General features: G+C 74.5%; 14 protein-coding genes. 4 read left to right on the top strand and 10 right to left on the bottom strand.

Annotation, left to right across the window (positions count from 1 at the left end; translation table 11 throughout):
- Window positions 1–36: 36 nt before the first annotated feature.
- Window positions 37–1,377, top strand: a complete 1,341-nt coding sequence (locus WCD74_RS04660; RefSeq protein ID WP_337693670.1) for an MFS transporter — start codon at window positions 37–39, stop codon at window positions 1,375–1,377.
- Here WCD74_RS04660 and WCD74_RS04665 read toward each other — a convergent pair.
- Window positions 1,358–3,349: a glycosyltransferase family 39 protein gene (locus WCD74_RS04665; protein ID WP_337693671.1), complete on the bottom strand. Its 1,992-nt coding sequence runs from the start codon at window positions 3,347–3,349 to the stop codon at window positions 1,358–1,360. The two genes, WCD74_RS04660 and WCD74_RS04665, sit on opposite strands and share 20 nt — an antisense overlap.
- Before the next feature lie 287 nt (window positions 3,350–3,636).
- On the opposite strand from WCD74_RS04665, the gene WCD74_RS04670 reads away from it, so the two are divergent.
- Both WCD74_RS04670 and WCD74_RS04675 read left to right on the top strand, forming a co-directional pair.
- Window positions 3,637–4,935 (top strand): LCP family protein, encoded by a 1,299-nt coding sequence (locus WCD74_RS04670; RefSeq protein ID WP_337693672.1) that lies wholly within the window; start codon window positions 3,637–3,639, stop codon window positions 4,933–4,935.
- Between the two features lie 31 nt (window positions 4,936–4,966).
- Window positions 4,967–5,734: a LamB/YcsF family protein gene (locus WCD74_RS04675; RefSeq protein ID WP_337693673.1), complete on the top strand. Its 768-nt coding sequence runs from the start codon at window positions 4,967–4,969 to the stop codon at window positions 5,732–5,734.
- Here WCD74_RS04675 and WCD74_RS04680 read toward each other — a convergent pair.
- From WCD74_RS04680 to WCD74_RS04720, 9 genes are all read right to left on the bottom strand, one after another.
- The gene (locus tag WCD74_RS04680; RefSeq protein ID WP_337693674.1) at window positions 5,722–7,080 is read right to left on the bottom strand and encodes an acetyl-CoA carboxylase biotin carboxylase subunit; all 1,359 of its coding nucleotides are present in this window, start codon (window positions 7,078–7,080) and stop codon (window positions 5,722–5,724) included. The two genes, WCD74_RS04675 and WCD74_RS04680, sit on opposite strands and share 13 nt — an antisense overlap.
- Window positions 7,077–7,316, bottom strand: a complete 240-nt coding sequence (locus WCD74_RS04685) for an acetyl-CoA carboxylase (RefSeq protein WP_337693675.1) — start codon at window positions 7,314–7,316, stop codon at window positions 7,077–7,079. Before WCD74_RS04685 ends, WCD74_RS04680 begins: the two co-directional genes overlap by 4 nt.
- Window positions 7,317–7,328: 12 nt before the next feature.
- Entirely contained in the window at window positions 7,329–8,300 is a 972-nt protein-coding gene (locus tag WCD74_RS04690) for a 5-oxoprolinase subunit C family protein (RefSeq protein WP_337693676.1), read from the bottom strand.
- Window positions 8,297–9,181 (bottom strand): 5-oxoprolinase subunit B family protein, encoded by an 885-nt coding sequence (locus WCD74_RS04695; protein WP_337693677.1) that lies wholly within the window; start codon window positions 9,179–9,181, stop codon window positions 8,297–8,299. The genes WCD74_RS04690 and WCD74_RS04695 overlap by 4 nt, the downstream gene beginning before the upstream one ends.
- Complete coding sequence (locus WCD74_RS04700) at window positions 9,181–11,559, bottom strand: xanthine dehydrogenase family protein molybdopterin-binding subunit (RefSeq protein ID WP_337693678.1); 2,379 nt, start codon at window positions 11,557–11,559, stop codon at window positions 9,181–9,183. The genes WCD74_RS04695 and WCD74_RS04700 overlap by 1 nt, the downstream gene beginning before the upstream one ends.
- A 62-nt stretch (window positions 11,560–11,621) precedes the next feature.
- Entirely contained in the window at window positions 11,622–12,062 is a 441-nt protein-coding gene (locus tag WCD74_RS04705) for a hypothetical protein (protein ID WP_337693679.1), read from the bottom strand.
- Window positions 12,059–12,793, bottom strand: coding sequence for an SDR family oxidoreductase (locus tag WCD74_RS04710; RefSeq protein ID WP_337693680.1), 735 nt, complete (start codon window positions 12,791–12,793; stop codon window positions 12,059–12,061). The genes WCD74_RS04705 and WCD74_RS04710 overlap by 4 nt, the downstream gene beginning before the upstream one ends.
- 36 nt (window positions 12,794–12,829) lie before the next feature.
- A complete protein-coding gene (locus WCD74_RS04715; protein ID WP_337693681.1) occupies window positions 12,830–13,729 on the bottom strand; it encodes an RNA polymerase sigma-70 factor in 900 nt (299 codons plus the stop codon).
- A gap of 98 nt (window positions 13,730–13,827) precedes the next feature.
- Window positions 13,828–15,279: a S1C family serine protease gene (locus WCD74_RS04720; RefSeq protein ID WP_337693682.1), complete on the bottom strand. Its 1,452-nt coding sequence runs from the start codon at window positions 15,277–15,279 to the stop codon at window positions 13,828–13,830.
- Between the two features lie 226 nt (window positions 15,280–15,505).
- Here WCD74_RS04720 and WCD74_RS04725 point away from each other — a divergent pair, with 226 nt between their 5' ends.
- Window positions 15,506–16,756: a bifunctional glycosyltransferase family 2/GtrA family protein gene (locus WCD74_RS04725; protein ID WP_337693683.1), complete on the top strand. Its 1,251-nt coding sequence runs from the start codon at window positions 15,506–15,508 to the stop codon at window positions 16,754–16,756.
- Window positions 16,757–16,798: the final 42 nt, after the last annotated feature.

Raw genomic sequence — 16,798 nt, forward strand, 5'->3', positions numbered from 1 at the left:
GGCGCGCGACGTCCCGTTCGTCCTAGCCTCGCGGTCGTGACGACGACCGGCCGCGCCCCGCGGCTCCCCCGGGCGGTCCGGCCGCTGCGGCATCGCAGCTACCGGTGGCTCGCCGGCACGCTGGCCTGCTCCGTGCTCGCCGAGGGCCTGTGGGTGGTCGCGCTCGTCTGGCAGGTGGTGGCGCTCGGCGGCGGCCCGACCCAGTTGTCGCTGGTCAGCGGTGCCCTTGCGGTGGGCGTGCTCGTCACCGCCCTGCCCGGCGGCGTGATCGCCGACCGGGTGTCGCCCCGGCGGGTCCTCGTCCTGGTGGCGGTGCTGCAGACCGCCGCGGTCGCCGCCGTCGCCGTGCTGTCGTCGACCGGTCTGCTCGGGATGGTCGCGCTGGGGGCCGCGGCGCTGGCGATCGGTATCGCGGGCGGCCTGATGTTCCCCGCCTACTCGGCCCTCGTGCCGCGGCTCGTCCCGCCCGACGAGCTGCAGGCGGTGAACGGGCTCGAGGGCGTGCTCCGCCCCGCCCTGCTCAACGCCCTCGGGCCGGCGGTGGCCGGGGTCGTCGTGGCCGCCGCGGGCCCCGCGCCCGCCATGGCCGCCGTCGCCGTGGCCTCCGCGGGAGCGCTCGGGTGTGCGGTCGGGCTGCCCCGCTTGGCCGCCGTCGAACGCGCGTCGGCCGAGGCCGCGTCCCCGCTCGGCGACCTGCGCGAGGGGTTCCGCTACATGGTCCGCACCCGGTGGCTGCTGGTCACCCTGCTGTTCGCCTCGGCGATGATCCTCGTGGTGCTCGGGCCGATGGAGGTGCTCGTCCCGTTCGCGGTCAAGGACCGCGCCGGAGGTGGGCCGGGCGAGCACGCCCTCGTCCTGGCGATGTTCGGCCTGGGCGGCGCCCTCGGCTCGTTCCTCGCGGGCTCGGTCCGACTGCCCCGCCGCTATCTCACGGCGATGATCGCGATGTGGTCCGTGGGCTGCGTGCCGATGGTCGTGTTCGGGCTCGCCGACTCCCTGGTACCGATGGCGCTGGCCGCTGTGGCCGTCGGGGTCCTCTTCAACGCCCCGCAGGTCTTCTGGGGCACCCTGCTCCAACGCCGGGTCCCGCCGCACCTGCTCGGGCGGGTGTCGAGCCTGGACTTCTTCGTCTCGCTGTCGTTCATGCCGGTCTCGATGGCCCTGGCCGGGCCGGTCAGCGCCGTCGCCGGCCTGACCCCGGTCTTCCTCGTCGCCGGCCTCGCACCGCTGCTGATCGGCGCGGTCGCGCTGGGCCTCGGGCGGCTCGGTCCCGACGAGCTGGCCCACCCGATGGACGCGGCCGACCCGGCCGGCCCGGGCGAGACCGAGCCCACCGGGCCGACCGACGACGCCGGGGTCAGCTCGTCGGGCTCGTGAGGTCGTAGACGGTCCGACCGCCGACGGTCGTCGCCGTGTAGTGCTCCGCCACCCACGCCGCGATCTGCGAACCGACGGAATCGGAGCCGCCCTGGCCGCCCCGGTCGCCGGACCCGACGAACCAGTGGACGTCGCCCGCGGCGACCATCGCCTGGAACTCCGCCAGGGTCGGCGCGGCATCGGTGCCGCTCCAGCCGCCGATCGCCATGACGGCGGTGTCCGAGGCGAGCTCCAGCGACGCCGCACCCTGCGACCCGACGACCGCCGCCGACCAGGTGGTGCCCGCGTCCCGGAGCAGGGCCGTGAGCTCGGTGGACGTGGTGGTCGTGCCGCCCGGTCCGCCGCCCTGGCCGCCGCCCGGCGGGGTGCCCGGCTGCGATCCGGACGGCGGCGCCCCGGCGCCGCCCGGGCCGCCCTGCCCGCTCCGGTCCGCGGACCCGGACGTCGGGCCGGCGGACACGATCGACCCGGAGTGGGTGGTCGCGGCCGTGTCCACCGCGTAGGCCACCGAGCCGCCGGCGCCGGCGAGCACCGACCCGACCAGCAGCACCGGCAGGGCGCGGCGGGCCCACGCGCGCCGACCGACCGCTCCGACCAGCAGCCCGACGACCGCGACGGTGCCGGCGATCGCCACCACCCACCGCAGCCACGGCAGGAACTCCGGGGTGCGGCGCAGGAGCACGACGCTCCACGCCGTGGTCGCGGCGAGGGCGACCACCAGGCTCAGGCGAGCGGTGAGCAGCTCGCGGCGGCGCCACAGCAGGGCACCGCCGACGGCCAGCGTCCCGGCCAGGCCGGGTGCCATCGCCACGGCGTAGTAGGCGTGCACCGTGCCGCTCATGACGCTGAACACCAGGGCGTGCACCAGCAACCAGCCGCCCCACAGGACCAGCGCGGCGCGCGCGCGGTCGGTCCGGGCCGCCCGGCGGGTCAGCCACAGCCCCGCCGCGAGCAGGACCAGCGCCGCCGGCAGCAGCCAGCTGATCTGCCCCCCGAACGACTCGTTGAACATCCGGGTGATGCCGGCCGACCCGCCGAAGCCGGTGTTGCCCGAGCCGCCGCCGGGGCCACCGCTGCCGCCTCCGCCGTTGCCCTCGCCGCCGAGGAGGCGGCCGAGCCCGTTGTAGCCGAGGACGAGGTCGAGGAACGAGTCGTCGGTCGAGCCGCCGATGTACGGGCGGTCCGAGGCCGGCCAGAGGTCGACCAGCAGCACGTACCAGCCGACCGAGACGACCATCGCCCCGAGCCCGACGGCGAGCATCGCGAGGCGGCGGCGCCAGGTCACGGCCGCGGCGAGCGCGATCACGACGGCGAGCGCGGGCAGCACCAACCAGGCCTGCAGCATCTTCGTCAGGAAGCCCAGGCCGAGCAGGGCGCCGGTGGCCGCGGTCCACCACAGGCCGGCGCGGCGGTGCGCGACGTCGATCGCGCGGACGGCCGCGTACGCGGCCGCCGTCATGCAGAGCACGAGCAACGCGTCGGGGTTGTCGAAGCGGAACATCAGGACCGCGACCGGGGTGAGCGCGAGCAGGGCCCCGGCGAGCAGACCCGCTCCCGGACCGGCCCAGCGGCGGACCGCCGCACGCAGCAGGGCGACCGACCCCACGCCCATGAGGGCCTGCGGGACGAGCAACGACCACGCGCTGAACCCGAACAGGCGCGCAGACAGCCCCATGACCCACAGCGCCGCCGGCGGCTTGTCCACCGTGATGAAGTTCGACGCGTCCAGCGAGCCGAACAGCCACGCCTTCCACGACTGCGTGCCCGCCTGCACGGCCGCGGCGTAGAACTCGTTGGCGTTCCCGCTCGAGCCCAGGTCCCACAGGTAGAGCACGGCGGTACCCAGGAGCAGGACGAGCAGCAGGGGCCGCTCCCAGACCGGAGCGGCGAGCCGGGCGGCGAGTGCGTGACGCCCCGGTGCGGCGGGCGCCCGCCGGGGTGCGGGCCCGGCGCGGAGGTGGGTCGTCGTCATGGTGTCGACCCTGCTGGCCCGGGATGTCCGGTCCCTGGGTCGACGTTGTGTGCCTGCTGTGCGGAGCTGGATCGGTCGAGAAGGCGCCCTCGGGGGCGAGTGCGACGTGGGGCAGGTCGAGGGTCCCCTGGTCCTGCCTCATGTCGCATTCGCCGCGGCGGATCGGCCCCCCGAATGAGGCCGGAGGTGATCGACATGAGCGGACGGTGAGGCCGCGGAGGCAATAGTTGCCGGGAAACCGGCGACGTCACGGTGACGACGGTGCGATTTGTGGGAACCATGGTGCGGTGAGCGGATCCACGAACGGGCGGCGACGCGTGCGCCTGTTCCTTCGGAGCCTGGTGGTCGTCGTGTCGGCGGCCGTCGTTGCGCTCTCGGCGTTCGCCTGGGTCCAGGTTCGCCAACTGGATCGATCCACCGCGTCGGCGTCGGTCATCCAGCAGCCGGTTGCGGCGCCGCCCACGGCCGAGCAGAACATCCTGCTCCTCGGGGTGGACAGCCGCACCGACCCGCAGGGCAACCCGCTCCCGCCGGCCCTCCTCGACGCCCTGCACGCGGGCGACACCGGCGACGGCGGGGACACGGCGGACTCCATCACCGTCGTGCACGTCCCCGCCGGGGGCGGCCGCGCCACCGCGATCTCGATCCCGCGCGACTCCTACGTGCAGCTCGCGGACGACTTCGGCAAGCACAAGATCAACTCGGCGTACTCCCGGGCGGCGGCCTTCACCACCGACACGCTGACCGAGGGCACGGCCGGCGGTGCGGCCACGTCGCCCTTCGCCCCGGACGCCGGCCCGACCGCGTCGCCGGACGACCCGGCGGTCCGCCGCGCCGCGATGCAGGCGGGCGCCCGCCTGACGATCGAGACCGTCGAGCAGCTCACCGGCCTGCCCATCACGCACTACGCCTCGGTGAACCTCGCGGGTTTCGCCGACGTCAGCCAGGCCCTCGGCGGCGTGCCTGTCTGCCTGCGTGCACCGGTCGACGACCCGTACTCGGGACTGCGCCTGCCCGCCGGGCCCCAGGAGGTGTCCGGGGCCCAGGCCCTCGCCTTCGTGCGCCAGCGCCACGGCCTGCCCGGCGGCGACCTCGACCGCATCACCCGCCAGCAGACCTTCCTGGCGAGCGCCACCCGGGAGCTGCTCTCGGCCGGGACGCTCGCGAACCCGTTCGCCCTCGACCGGCTCTCCGGGACCCTCGCCCGCTCGGTGACCCTCGACGACCGCTGGAACGTGCTCTCGTTCGCCGGGCAGATGCAGGGGCTGTCGGCCGGGGCGGTCACGTTCCGGACGATCCCGACCGGCGATCCCTACCTCCAGACCGGCTCGGACGGCACGGCCGTGGAGGTCGACCCGACCCAGGTCCGCCAGTTCGTGGACGACTCGATCGCCGTCGACGCCGGTGAGCGTCTCCCGGCCCCGCAGCCCATCGGCTGGTCCGACGCGGCGCGCACGCACGCCGCCGAGGTCGGGGACGAGGAGGAGACCCTGAAGGCCGCACCGACCTCCGCGACGACCCCGGCCGCCGCGCCCGCCCCCGTCACCCCGCCGATCACCGCGGCCGCCCCGGGGTGCATCAACTGACCCCTGGCGTGTCGGCCGTCACGCTGGTGCGATGGCGGGCGTGCAGACGCGGATCGACCTGAACGCCGACGCCGGCGAGAGCCTCGGGCTGTGGAAGCTCGGCCACGACTCGGCGCTGATGGAGCACGTGACGTCGGTGAACGTCGCGTGCGGCTTCCACGCGAGCGACCCGGTGACGATGCGCGAGTCGGTGCGCACCGCCGCCGCGACGGACACCGCGATCGGCGCCCACCCGGGGTTGCCGGACCTCGTCGGGTTCGGCCGGCGCCGGATGGCCCTGCGGCCGGACGAGGCGGCGCAGATCGTGCTGTACCAGGTCGGGGCGCTGCAGGCGACGGCCGCGGCGGAGGGCGCCGAGGTGGTGCACGTCAAGCCGCACGGCGCGCTCTACGGCATGGCGCTGACCGACGACGCGATCACGACGGCGATCACCGAGGCGGTCCTGCGGCTCGATCCCGACCTGATGTTGTTCTGGCTCGCCGGGCCCACCGCCGACCTCGCCCGGTCCCTCGGCGCCAAGGTGGCCCGCGAGGGGTTCGCCGACCTGGACTACGACGACGACGCGCGCATCATCGTCGAGCCCGCCCCGCTGGCGAAGGACCCGGCGAAGGTCGCGCAGCAGGCGGTCGACCTGCTCGAGGGCCACGTGACCTCGACGTCGGGGAAGCACCTGGACGTCGAGGTCGACACCATCTGCCTGCACGGCGACCGGCCGAATGCGCCCGACATCTGCGCCGCGATCGTCGCCCGGTTCGACGAGCTCGGGGTGGAGCGGGTGCCGGCGCTTCAGCTGCTCTGAGCCAGGAACGCCTCCAGCGTCGTGATGTCGTGATCGCCGGCCACCAGCGCCGGCTCGTCGACCAGACGTCGGTGCAGCCCGAGCGTCGTGGGGACGCCCTCCACCCGGTACTCCGCGAGGGCGCGTCGGGCCCGGGCCAGGGCGGTGGCCCGGTCCGGTCCCCAGACGGCGAGCTTCGCGACCATCGAGTCGTAGAACGGCGGGATCACGTCCCCGACGGCGAGCGCGGTGTCCACCCGGACCCCCGGCCCGCCCGGCAGCTCCAGCGCAGTGATCTCGCCGGGGGAGGGGAGGAAGTCCTCGTCGGGGTCCTCGGCGTTCACCCGGAACTCGACCGCCGCACCGCGCACGACGACGTCGGACTGGTCCACCGACAGGGCCTCGCCACCCGCGATCCGCAGCTGCTCGGCCACCAGGTCCACCCCGGTGACCAGCTCGGAGACGGGGTGCTCGACCTGGATGCGGGTGTTCATCTCGATGAAGAAGAACTCCCCGTCCTCCACGAGGAACTCGACCGTGCCCGCTCCGACGTAGCCGACCTCCCGCGCGAGGTCGGCGGCCGCGGTGCAGATCCGCTCGCGCAGCGCCGGGTCCAGCCCGGGCGCGGGCGCCTCCTCCAGGAGCTTCTGCCGCCGTCGTTGCAGCGAGCAGTCCCGCTCGCCGACGTGCACCACGTTCCCGTGCGTGTCGGCCAGCACCTGTACCTCGATGTGCTTCGGGTGCTGCAGCGCCCGCTCGACGTAGACCGCGTCCGACCCGAACGCCGAGGACGCCTCGCGGCGCGCCTCGTCGACGACCCGGCGCAGCTCGTCGTCGTCGCCCGCGGGTCGGATGCCCCGCCCGCCGCCGCCGGCGGAGGCCTTGACCAGCACCGGGTAGCCGACCTCCGCGGCGGCCGCCACGGCCTCGTCGGTCGACGTGACGACGCCGCTCCCGGGCACCACCGGGACCCCCGCCGCCTCCGCCGTCGCCCGCGCCGTCGCCTTGTCGCCCATCCGTTCGATGACGTCGCCGGACGGGCCGACCCACGTGACCCCGGCGTCCGCCACCGCGCGGGCGAACCCGGCGTTCTCCGAGAGGAACCCGTAGCCCGGGTGGACCGCGTCGGCGCCGGAGGACCGGACCGCCCCGAGCAGCGCCTCGACGTTCAGGTAGCTCTTCGACGCGGACGACTTCCCGAGGTGCACGGCGGCGTCGGCGTGCCGGACGTGCGCCGCCGACGCGTCCGCGTCGGAGTACACGGCCACGGCCCGCAGCCCGAGGTCGCGGCACGCCCGGATCACGCGCAGGGCGATCTCGCCGCGGTTGGCGACCAGCACCGAGCGGACACCACTGGTCGAGCTCACGTGTCGATCTCCACCAGCTCCTGGCCGATCGTCACCTCGTCCTCGTTCTCCACGTGCCACCGGGAGATCGTCCCGGCGGCGTCCGCGGTCACCTCGCGGAACGTCTTCATGACCTCGATGAGGCCGATGACGTCGCCCTCGGCGACCGTCGCCCCGTCGGCGACGTAGGGCTCGGCGTCCGGGGAGGGCCGGCGGTAGAAGACCCCGGGGGTCCGGGCGGCGATGGTGTGTCCCACGGTGTGCTCTCCTCAGCTCAGGGCGGACCGGATGCGCTCGAGCTGCGCGGTGCGGTCGCGGCGGATGGCCAGCGCCTCGTCGAGCTCGACGGGGACGAAGCGGGTGCGGTCCCCGGTCTTGGTCTGGGCGAGCCGGTCGCGGTCGACCGAGACGACCGTGCCCAGGGTCGCGTAGCCGCCGCCGGTGACGGCGTCCTGGAGCAGCACGATCGGTTCCACGCCGCCCGGCACCTGCACCGAGCCGACGGGGTAGCCGCAGTCGGTGACGTTCGCCGGGTCGCTGCCCGCCCCGAACGGCTGCTCGCGGGGCACGAACTCCAGCTCGGCGCCGCGGTAGCGGTAGCCCACCCGGTTCGCGTCCGGGGTCACCTTCCACGCGGTGTCGGTGAACCGCTCCAGGCTCTCCGGGGTGAGCCGGTAGCTGTGCAGCCCGACCAGCAGCCGCAGCTCGGCCACCTCGGGATAGGTCGGGACGTCCTCGTCGCCCAGCCGCCGTCCGGCCCGCGGCGCGACAGCGTCGTCGCCCAGGGCCAGCTCGTCGCCCTCGGCGACGCCGCGGCCGCCGAAGCCGCCCATGCCGACGAGCGTGTAGGTCGAGCGGCTGCCGTAGACCCTCGGCACGTCGATCCCGCCCGCGACCGCGACGTACGGCCGCGCCCCGCCCGCGAGCTGTCCGAAGGCGAGCGTCTGGCCCGCGCGCACGGCGACCGACTCCCACAGCGGGAGCGGCTCGCCGTCCAGCGTCGCCGGGATGTCCGCGCCCGTCACCGCGATGACGGTGTCCTCGGTGAACTCCAGCGTAGGCCCGAGGTAGACCGCCTCCAGGCCGGCGGCGCCGGGCGCGTTACCGACCAGCGCGTTGCCCACGTGGTAGGCGAACGAGTCCAGCGCGCCCGACGGCGGGAAGCCGATCGCGTAGTGGCCGAAGCGGCCGGTGTCCTGGACGGTGGTCTCGAGGCCGGGGTCGTGCACGAGGATGCTCATCGGTAGAGGGCCTCCAGCATCGCGGCGTTCGTCCCGTCGGGGTCGGCGAGGAAGCGGCTCGGTGAGAACTCCACCGACGCGGTGCGGTACCGCCACTGCTTCGCCGCGACCTGCTCGCGGACCTCGTCGTACCCGGCCTCGTCGACCCGGCGGAAGTTGATGACGTCGCCGTGGCGGAAGAACACCACGGAGTCCTGCTCGGCGAAGTCCGGCTGCTCCATCGCGGCGTCGAAGATCGGGGCCGGGGCGGAGCCGAAGAGCTGGTAGCCGCCGGCGCCCTTGACCGGGTAGATGACCGCGAACGCCCCGCCGAACCCGAACGCGCGCTCCGGGGTCTCGGTGCGCGGCCGGACGTACTTGGGCACCTCGACCTGGCGCTCCCGCGGCACGAGCTGGAAGCACCACGGCAGGCCGGGGACGAAGCCCATCATCGTCACCAGGTACGGCGAGGACGCCAGGGCGTCGACGAAGGCGTCGGTGGTGTCGTAGCCGTTGATCCGGGCGCCGTAGTCCAGGTCGGTGCCCGTCGGGTCCTGGTGGCGGTCCCGGAACTTCATCAGGACCTCGTGGGTCCACGGGTCGTTCAGCATGATCGGCACGTCGACGATGCGGGTGTCGACCGTGAAGTCGTCGTCGCCCGCGCCCACCTCGGACTCGATCCGCTGCAGCTCGCGGACCAGGTCGCGGGGGTGGATGCGGTCCGGGTCGACCCGCACCATGTACGACGCGTTCGACGGGCAGATCTCCTCGACGCCGTCGATCGCCTCGGCCGCGAGCTGCCGGGTGATCGCCAACGACGTGAAGTGCGCCGGCAGGCTCATCGCCGCGTCGATCTCGACGTAGACGAACTCGTCGCCCCCGTGGTCGTAGCGGGTCTCCATCACGCCACCGTCGCCTTCGGAGTGGTCTGCGTGTGCAGGGCGCGCCAGACCCGCTGCGGTGTCACCGGCATGTCGAGGTGGGTCACGCCGCGGGCGGTCAGGGCGTCGATGACGGCGTTCACGACGGCGGGTGAGCTCCCGATCGCCCCGGACTCCCCGATCCCCTTCGCCCCGAGCGGGTTCGTCGGCGAGAGGGTCACCCGCTGCTCGAGGTCGAAGCCCGGCAGGTCGCTCGCGGCCGGCACCGCGTAGTCGGCGAGCGTCGCCGTCGTCGGCTGGCCGGCCTCGTCGTAGGTGGCGTGCTCGTAGAGGGCCTGCGCGATGCCCTGGGCGATCCCGCCGTGCAGCTGCCCGTCGACGATCGTCGGGTTGACGATCCGGCCGCAGTCGTCGACGGCGACGAAGCGCCGCACCGTCGTGAAGCCGGTCTCGGTGTCCACCTCGACGACGCAGACGTGGGTGCCGAACGGCCACGTGAAGTTCGGCGGGTCGAAGTGGTGGTCGGCGGTGAGGTTGGGCTCCATGCCCTCGGGCAGGTCGGCGGCGAGCGAGGCCGCGCCCGCGACCTCCTGGATGGTGATCCCGCCGCCCCCCGTGCCGCGGACCGAGAAGGTCCCGTCGCGGAACTCCACGTCGGACGCGTCGGCCTCCAGCAGGTGCGCGGCGAGCAGCGTCGCCTTCGCGACGACCTTCTCCGCCGCGCCGAACACCGCGCTGCCCCCGACCGCGAGGCTGCGCGACCCGTAGGTGTCCCGCCCGAACGGCGCGATCATCGTGTCCGAGTGCAGGACCTCGACGTCGGCGGGGTCGATGCCGAGCGAGTCCGCGGTGATCTGCGCCCACGCCGTCTCGTGGCCCTGCCCGTGCGGGCTGGTGCCGGTGACCACCTCGGCCCGACCCGCCGTCGTCATGCGGACCGTGGCGGCCTCCCAGCCGCCGGACTGCAGCCGCACCCCGGCGGCGACCTTCGACGGGGAGAGCCCGCCGGACTCGGTGAAGTTCCCGATCCCGATGCCGAGCTCGACGTGGTCGCCCTCCGCGCGGCGCCGGGCCTGCTCCGCGCGCAGCCCCTCGTAGTCGACGAGCTCCATCGCGCGGCGCATGCACGGCTCGTAGTCCCCCGAGTCGTACATGACCCCGGAGGGCACCGTGCGCGGCTCGTCGAACGGCGGGTGCAGGTTGCGCAACCGCAGCTCGGCCGGGTCCATCTCCAGGGCGCGGGCGAGGTCGTCGAGGATCCGCTCGTGGGCGTAGGCCGCCTCGGACCGGCCGGCGCCGCGGTAGGCGTCGGTGGGCGTGAGGTTGGTGAACACGCCGCGGCACTCGAAGTCGTAGGCGCCGAAGTCGTAGAGCCCGCAGTAGGTGAAGGCGCCGAAGACCGCGATACCCGGCGTCAGGAGCTGCAGGTAGGCGCCCATGTCGGCGAGCAGCCGGATCCGCATGCCGAGGATGCGGCCGTCGCGCGTCGCGCCCACCGTCATGTGCTGGACCTGCCCGCGCCCGTGCGTGGTGGCCACGTGGTGCTCGGAGCGGGTCTCGGTCCACTTCACCGGCTTGCGGAGCCGCCGCGCCAGCACCAGCGCGAGCGCCTCCTCGGCGTACACGTTGAGCTTCGCGCCGAAGCCGCCGCCGACGTCCGGCGCGACCACCCGCAGCTTCGTGTCCGAGACGCCGCAGATCGCGGCGAGGATGTCACGGACGAAGTGCGGGACCTGGGTCGAGGTGTGCAGCGTGAAGCCGCCGCCGTAGGGGTCCGGGGTGACGACGACGGCCCGGGGCTCCATCGGGGAGGCGAGCACCCGCTGCTGGACGTAGCGCCCCTCGACCACGACGTCGGCCCGCGCGAGGGCGTCGTCGACGTCGCCGACCGCGAGCGGCCAGGTGTAGCAGTGGTTCGTCCCGAACTGCTCGTGCACCAGCGGCGAGCCCGGCTCGAGCGCCGCCTCGATGTCGACGACCGCCGGCAGCTCCTCGTAGTCCACGACGACGAGCTCGCTCGCGTCGCGGGCGGCCGCGGCGGAGGTCGCGACGACGACCGCGACCCCGTCCCCGACGTGGTTGACCTCGTCGACGGCCAGGGGCGGGTGGTCGGGCACCAGGATGTCCTCGGTGACCGGCCAGCCGCACGGGATGCCGGCCGCGAACTCGGAGCGCAGGTCGGCGCCGGTGAACACCGCGACGACCCCCGGGTGCTCGCTGGCGGCGGCGGCGTCGACGCCGGTGATCCGGCCGTGCGCGATGTCGCTGCGGACCACGGCGAGGTGGACGACGCCCGGCGGCGAGATGTCGTCGGTCCAGGTGCCGCGTCCGGTGATCAGCGCCTCGTCCTCGCGCCGCGGCAGGCTCTGTCCGACGAAGGGTGTTCTCGTCTCGGTCACGCGCGCTCCCCGACCGGTCGGGATCAGTGGTGGTGGTGATCACACTGGCGCGGATGTCCGGTTCAGTCCAGCCCTGCCGTCGGCGCCTCCGACGTGCTACGAGCGCGGTCCCGGCGCGGGAGGGCCACGAGGACGGCCACGGCCAGGAGGATCTCGAGGAGGAACGCCCCCTGCTGCCCGACGGCGTCCAGGACCGGGAAGTGCTCCAGGTGCAGCGTGTGGAACACCGCGTGCGGCACCGCGAAGACCAGGAACGAGACGACCGCGGCGATCACCAGCCGGCGTCCCGGCCACCACGCCGCGAACGCCAGCACCACACCGAGGGCGAGCGTGCCGGCGCCGTGGTCGCGCACGAGGTGCTCGTTGTACGGCGGGAGGAGCGCGACCCACGGCGTCCCGCCGTAGGGGAACCGGTCGTAGAACCCTTGCGGAGCCAGGAGGGCCCAGACTCCGATGACACCCTGGAGCGCGGCGAGGACGGCCAGCAGGACACGGGCGGTCACGGCCGGACCTCGCTCCGGGCGGCGAGGAACTGCTCGAACGTGACGATGCCGTCGGGGTGCTCCGGGGCGAGGTTCGCGCCCGAGCGGAAGCCGCGGACGACCGCCCCGGGCAGGCGGAGGGGGACCACCGGGCGGCGCCGGCCGGTGGCCCGGGCCCAGGTGCGCGCCAGGTCGGCCATCGACCGGACCTCGGGCCCGCCGAGGTCGTCGACGCGCCCCCGCGGCGGCCCGGCCGCCAGTGCGGCCAGGCGGCCGGCGACGTCGGCGACGGCGACCGGCTGGAAGGACACGCCGGAGAGCGCCGGCAGGACGCCGACCCGGGCCGTCGTGGCGAACAGCTGTGCGAGCAGGTCGTGGAACTGGGTCGCCCGCAGGATCGTCCACGGCAGCCCCGATCCTTCGACGAGCCGCTCGCTGCGGACCTTCTGCTCGTAGTAGCCCAGCGGGATGCGATCGGTGCCGACGATCGAGACGTGGACCAGGTGCCCGATTCCCGCGCGGCGCGCGGCCTCGACCACCTCCGCGGTGGCCTGCGCGTCGTGCTTCGGCCGGCTCGCGAGGTGCACCACGACCAACGTCCCGGCCATGGCCGCGTCGAGGCCCTCCCCGGTCTCCAGGTCCCCGACGACGCGCCCCGGTCCGGCGTGCCGGCTCAGCACCCGCGGGTCGTCGAGCAGCGGGACGAGGGCGCGGCCGAGCGTCCCCGTCCCTCCGGTCACCAGCACGGTCATGGCGTCCTCCTCGTCGGGGCGCCCGCGTGGCACCCGTCAGGACCCTCGACCGGACAGCTCCGGCGAACGTGACACCTGCCCGGCGAGGAAGGCGAGCTTGTCGGGGTTGCGGTGGATGCGGACGGCGGTGACGCGACCGTCGAGGGTCTCCACGCACACGACGCCCACCAGCGTCCCGTCGACGAACGCGAGCAGGGCCGGTGCGCCGTTGACCTCGGCGGCGATCCCGGTGCCCCGGAACCGCGACGGAGCGAGGACACCGATCAGGAAGCGCGCCACGGCGTCGCGGCCGACCACCGGGCGGCGGGCCGCGCTGACCTTCCCGCCGCCGTCGGAGACGACGGTGACGCCGTCGGCGAGCAGCTCCTCGAGCGCGGCGATCTCGCCGTCGCGGGCGGCCGCGACGAAGCGGGCCAGCAGCGGGCCGACGTCGACCGCGGTCTGCACGGTCGGCACGGTCGCCAGGTGGCGCCGGGCGCGGGTGTGCAGCTGCCGGGAGGCGGTCTCGCTGACCTCGAGGACCGCGGCGACCTCGGCGTGGCTGTGCCCGAACGCCTCGCGCAGGACGTAGACGGCGCGTTCGGCCGGGGTGAGCCGTTCGAGGGTGGTGAGCAGGGCCAACGACACCGACTCGCGCTCCTCGACCGCGGCGGCCGGACCGGTCGCAGGGTCCGTGGTGAGGATCGGCTCGGGCAGCCAGGGACCGACGTAGGTCTCGCGGCGCTTCCGGGCCGAGTCCAGCAGGTTCAGGCAGAGCCGGGTGACCGCCGTGGTCAACCAGGCGGCGGGGTTGTCGACGGTGCCGTGGTGGCCGGCCCAGCGCAGCCAGGCGTCCTGCACCACGTCCTCCGCGTCGTGGGCGGAGCCGAGCATCCGGTACGCCAGGCCGAACAGCAGCGGGCGGTGCCGGGTGAAGGTGGCGGCGTCCGTCGTCACGGGCTCATCCTGCCCAGCCGACCCCGCACGACGTCGAATGACGAACGGGCCGTTCGTCACGGAAGATCGTGACGAACGGCCCGCTCGTGCGTCCGGGGTCAGCTGGACGGAGCGCGCTCCGACCCTAGGGTGACGGGCACCTGGCGCGGGGCGGCGTTGCCCGACTGCACGGTCACCGTGACCTGGCTGCCCGGCTCCTGGGAGCGGACCGCCGCGACCAGCGCGTCGCCGTCGTCGATGACCCGGTCGTTCAATCTCGTGACCACGTCGCCGGGAGCGAGGCCGGCGGAGGCCGCCGGGCCGCCGGGGGAGACGGTCCCGAGCGTCGCGCCGGTCTCGGTGCTGCCCTGCGGCGTCTGGGCGATCCCGACGCCCATCACGGCCTGGGTGGCGAACCCCTGCTGGGCGAGCTGGTCGCCGATGCGCTTGGCCTGGTCGATCGGGATGGCGAACCCGAGGCCGATCGAGCCGCCCTGCTGCCCGCCGCCGGAGGACCCGCCCAGCGTCGCGATCGAGGACGTGATGCCGACGACGCGGCCCTGCATGTCGACCAGCGCGCCGCCCGAGTTGCCGGGGTTGATCGCGGCGTCGGTCTGGATGGCGTCGGTGACGGTGGCCTGGCCGGAGCCCTCGCCACCGGCGACGACCGGCCGGTTCAGCGCGGAGACGATGCCGGTGGTCACCGTGCCGGAGAGGCCCAGCGGCGAGCCGACCGCGACCACGCCCGCGCCGACCTGCAGCTGCGAGGAGTCACCGAGCTCGACCGGGGTCAGCCCGGAGACGCCGACCGCGCGGACGACCGCGAGGTCCGCGGTCGCGTCCGTGCCCACGACCTGCACCTGCGCCGTCCGCCCGTCCTGGAACACCGCCTGCAGCGCCGGCGCGGCCTGCTGCTGCGGCTGGGCGCCCCCGAGGAGCCCGCCGAGCCCGCCCGACGACGGCTGCTGCGACTGCCCGGCCTCCAGCACGTGGGCGTTCGTCAGGATGAGCCCGTCGGGGGAGATGACGATGCCGGAACCCTCGCCGGAGGCGCCGCGCAGCTGCACGACGCTCGGCAGGACCTTCTGGGCGACGGCCTCGACCGACCCGGCCGGCGCGGCCGCGGACGGCGACGACGAGTCCGAGCTGCCGGAGAGCACCGAGGTGCCCGAGCCGCTGCCCGCGGATGCCGCCTCGTACCCGACGGCGCCGCCGATCCCGCCCGCGACGAGCAGGGCTGCGAGGGCCGCCGCCGCCAGGACGACCGGGCTGCGACGACGGCGTCCGCCGCCCCCGCTCCCGTCGCCGCCGGAACCGCCGGTGGGCCACTGGTTCGTCGGCGGGGGCGGACCGGCCGGGGTGCCGGGCTGCCAGTTCTGTTCGGTGGGCTGGTTCCACGCGCCGGACGGGTGCTGCTCGGACCGCGGCATCGTCGCGGTGCCGCCGGGATTGGTGGGCGGGGCGTCGTAGCGCACTCCGGTCCCGGCGGACCCGTCACGCGGGGCCGGGCCGGCGGAGTGGGCGGGCTCGCCGGACTGCGGGGTCCGGGCGAACGGGTCCTGGTCGGTCATGGAAGCCAGAGTTCCCACGTCGGCTGTGCGCTCACTGTGGACGGGGCGTCGAAGTTCCTGAGAGACACGGATCACGGCGCGCCCGAAGCGGACACGGCGGGACACAGCTCGCGCACAGCTCGCCTCCAGCCCCCGGACATGCCTGCTCCCGACGCTGGTCGCTGTGCACAGGACGATCACAGGCGAGGCCCACCGATCGTCCACGTCCGGCTCCGACGGTGAGGACATGACCGCGACGCTGACCCCTCAGGCTCTCCCCCGACCCGCCGTCGAGACCCTGCCCGGCGCACCCGTGCTCGACGTCGTCGTCCCCGTCTTCAACGAGGAGCGGGACCTCGGCCCGTGCGTTCAGCGGCTGCACGCCCACCTCACCGCTGCCTTCCCCTACCCCTTCCGGATCACCGTCGCGGACAACGCCTCCACCGACCGCACGCTCGTCGTCGGGAAGGACCTGGCCGCGCGGTTCCCGGAGGTGGAGGTCGTGCACCTCGACCGGAAGGGCCGCGGCCGGGCGCTGCGGGCGGTGTGGTCGGCCTCGGACGCGCCGGTGCTCGCCTACATGGACGTCGACCTCTCGACGGACCTCGCCGCCCTGCTCCCGCTGGTCGCGCCGCTGATCTCCGGCCACTCCGACCTGGCGATCGGGTCGCGGCTCTCGCGGACGTCACGGGTGGTGCGCGGCGCGAAACGCGAGGTCATCTCCCGCTGCTACAACGTCATCCTGCGCGGGACGCTGCGGGCACGGTTCTCCGACGCGCAGTGCGGCTTCAAGGCGATCCGCCGCGACGTCGCGCAGCGGCTTCTCCCGCTGGTGGAGGACACCGGCTGGTTCTTCGACACCGAGCTCCTGGTGCTCGCCGAGCGCTCTGGGCTGCGCATCCACGAGGTGCCGGTGGACTGGGTCGACGACCCGGACTCCCGCGTCGACGTCGTGGCCACCGCAATCGCGGATCTGAAGGGCGTCGCGCGCGTCGGGAAGGCCCTCGCGACGCGAGCGCTGCCGATCGCCCAGCTACGGCGGGAGTTCGGCCGCGGGCCCATCGGCGAGGCCGACGAGGCGGCGGGGGTGGCCACGGGCACGACGGCGCAGATCGTGCGGTTCGCGGCCATCGGCGTCGTCTCGACCCTGGCCTTCCTGCTCCTCTACTCGCTGTTCCGCACCGCCGTGCCCGCGCAGGTGTCGAACCTGCTCGCCCTGGTGATCACCGCCGTCGGCAACACGGCGGCCAACCGTCGCCTCACCTTCGGCATCCGGGGGCGCCGCCACGCGGGCCGCAGCCAGCTCGAGGGGCTCGTCGTGTTCGGGCTGGGTCTGGTCCTGACGTCGGGGTCGCTCGCCCTGCTCGACGTCCTCGCGCCCGGCGCCTCGCACGCCGTCGAGCTGGCCACGCTCGTCGTCGCGAACCTCGTCGCCACCCTCCTCCGCTTCGTGGCCTACCGCGCGTGGGTGTTCCACCCGCGCCGCCAGTCCGCCTGAGCACCCTCCCGGCGTGTCAGCACTGCGGCCTTGCTGACGCTG

The sequence above is a fragment of the Actinomycetospora aurantiaca genome (genome assembly GCF_037401875.1).
Lineage (GTDB): Bacteria > Actinomycetota > Actinomycetes > Mycobacteriales > Pseudonocardiaceae > Actinomycetospora > Actinomycetospora aurantiaca.

What these genes read in the sequence shown, in the direction of transcription:
- WCD74_RS04665 (WP_337693671.1), bottom strand. Translation starts at nt 3,349, where the DNA reads ATGACGACGACCCACCTCCGCGCCGGGCCCGCACCCCGGCGGGCGCCC.
- WCD74_RS04675 (WP_337693673.1), top strand. Translation starts at nt 4,967, where the DNA reads ATGGCGGGCGTGCAGACGCGGATCGACCTGAACGCCGACGCCGGCGAG.
- WCD74_RS04690 (WP_337693676.1), bottom strand. Translation starts at nt 8,300, where the DNA reads ATGAGCATCCTCGTGCACGACCCCGGCCTCGAGACCACCGTCCAGGAC.
- WCD74_RS04695 (WP_337693677.1), bottom strand. Translation starts at nt 9,181, where the DNA reads ATGGAGACCCGCTACGACCACGGGGGCGACGAGTTCGTCTACGTCGAG.
- WCD74_RS04710 (WP_337693680.1), bottom strand. Translation starts at nt 12,793, where the DNA reads ATGACCGTGCTGGTGACCGGAGGGACGGGGACGCTCGGCCGCGCCCTC.
- WCD74_RS04720 (WP_337693682.1), bottom strand. Translation starts at nt 15,279, where the DNA reads ATGACCGACCAGGACCCGTTCGCCCGGACCCCGCAGTCCGGCGAGCCC.
- WCD74_RS04725 (WP_337693683.1), top strand. Translation starts at nt 15,506, where the DNA reads ATGACCGCGACGCTGACCCCTCAGGCTCTCCCCCGACCCGCCGTCGAG.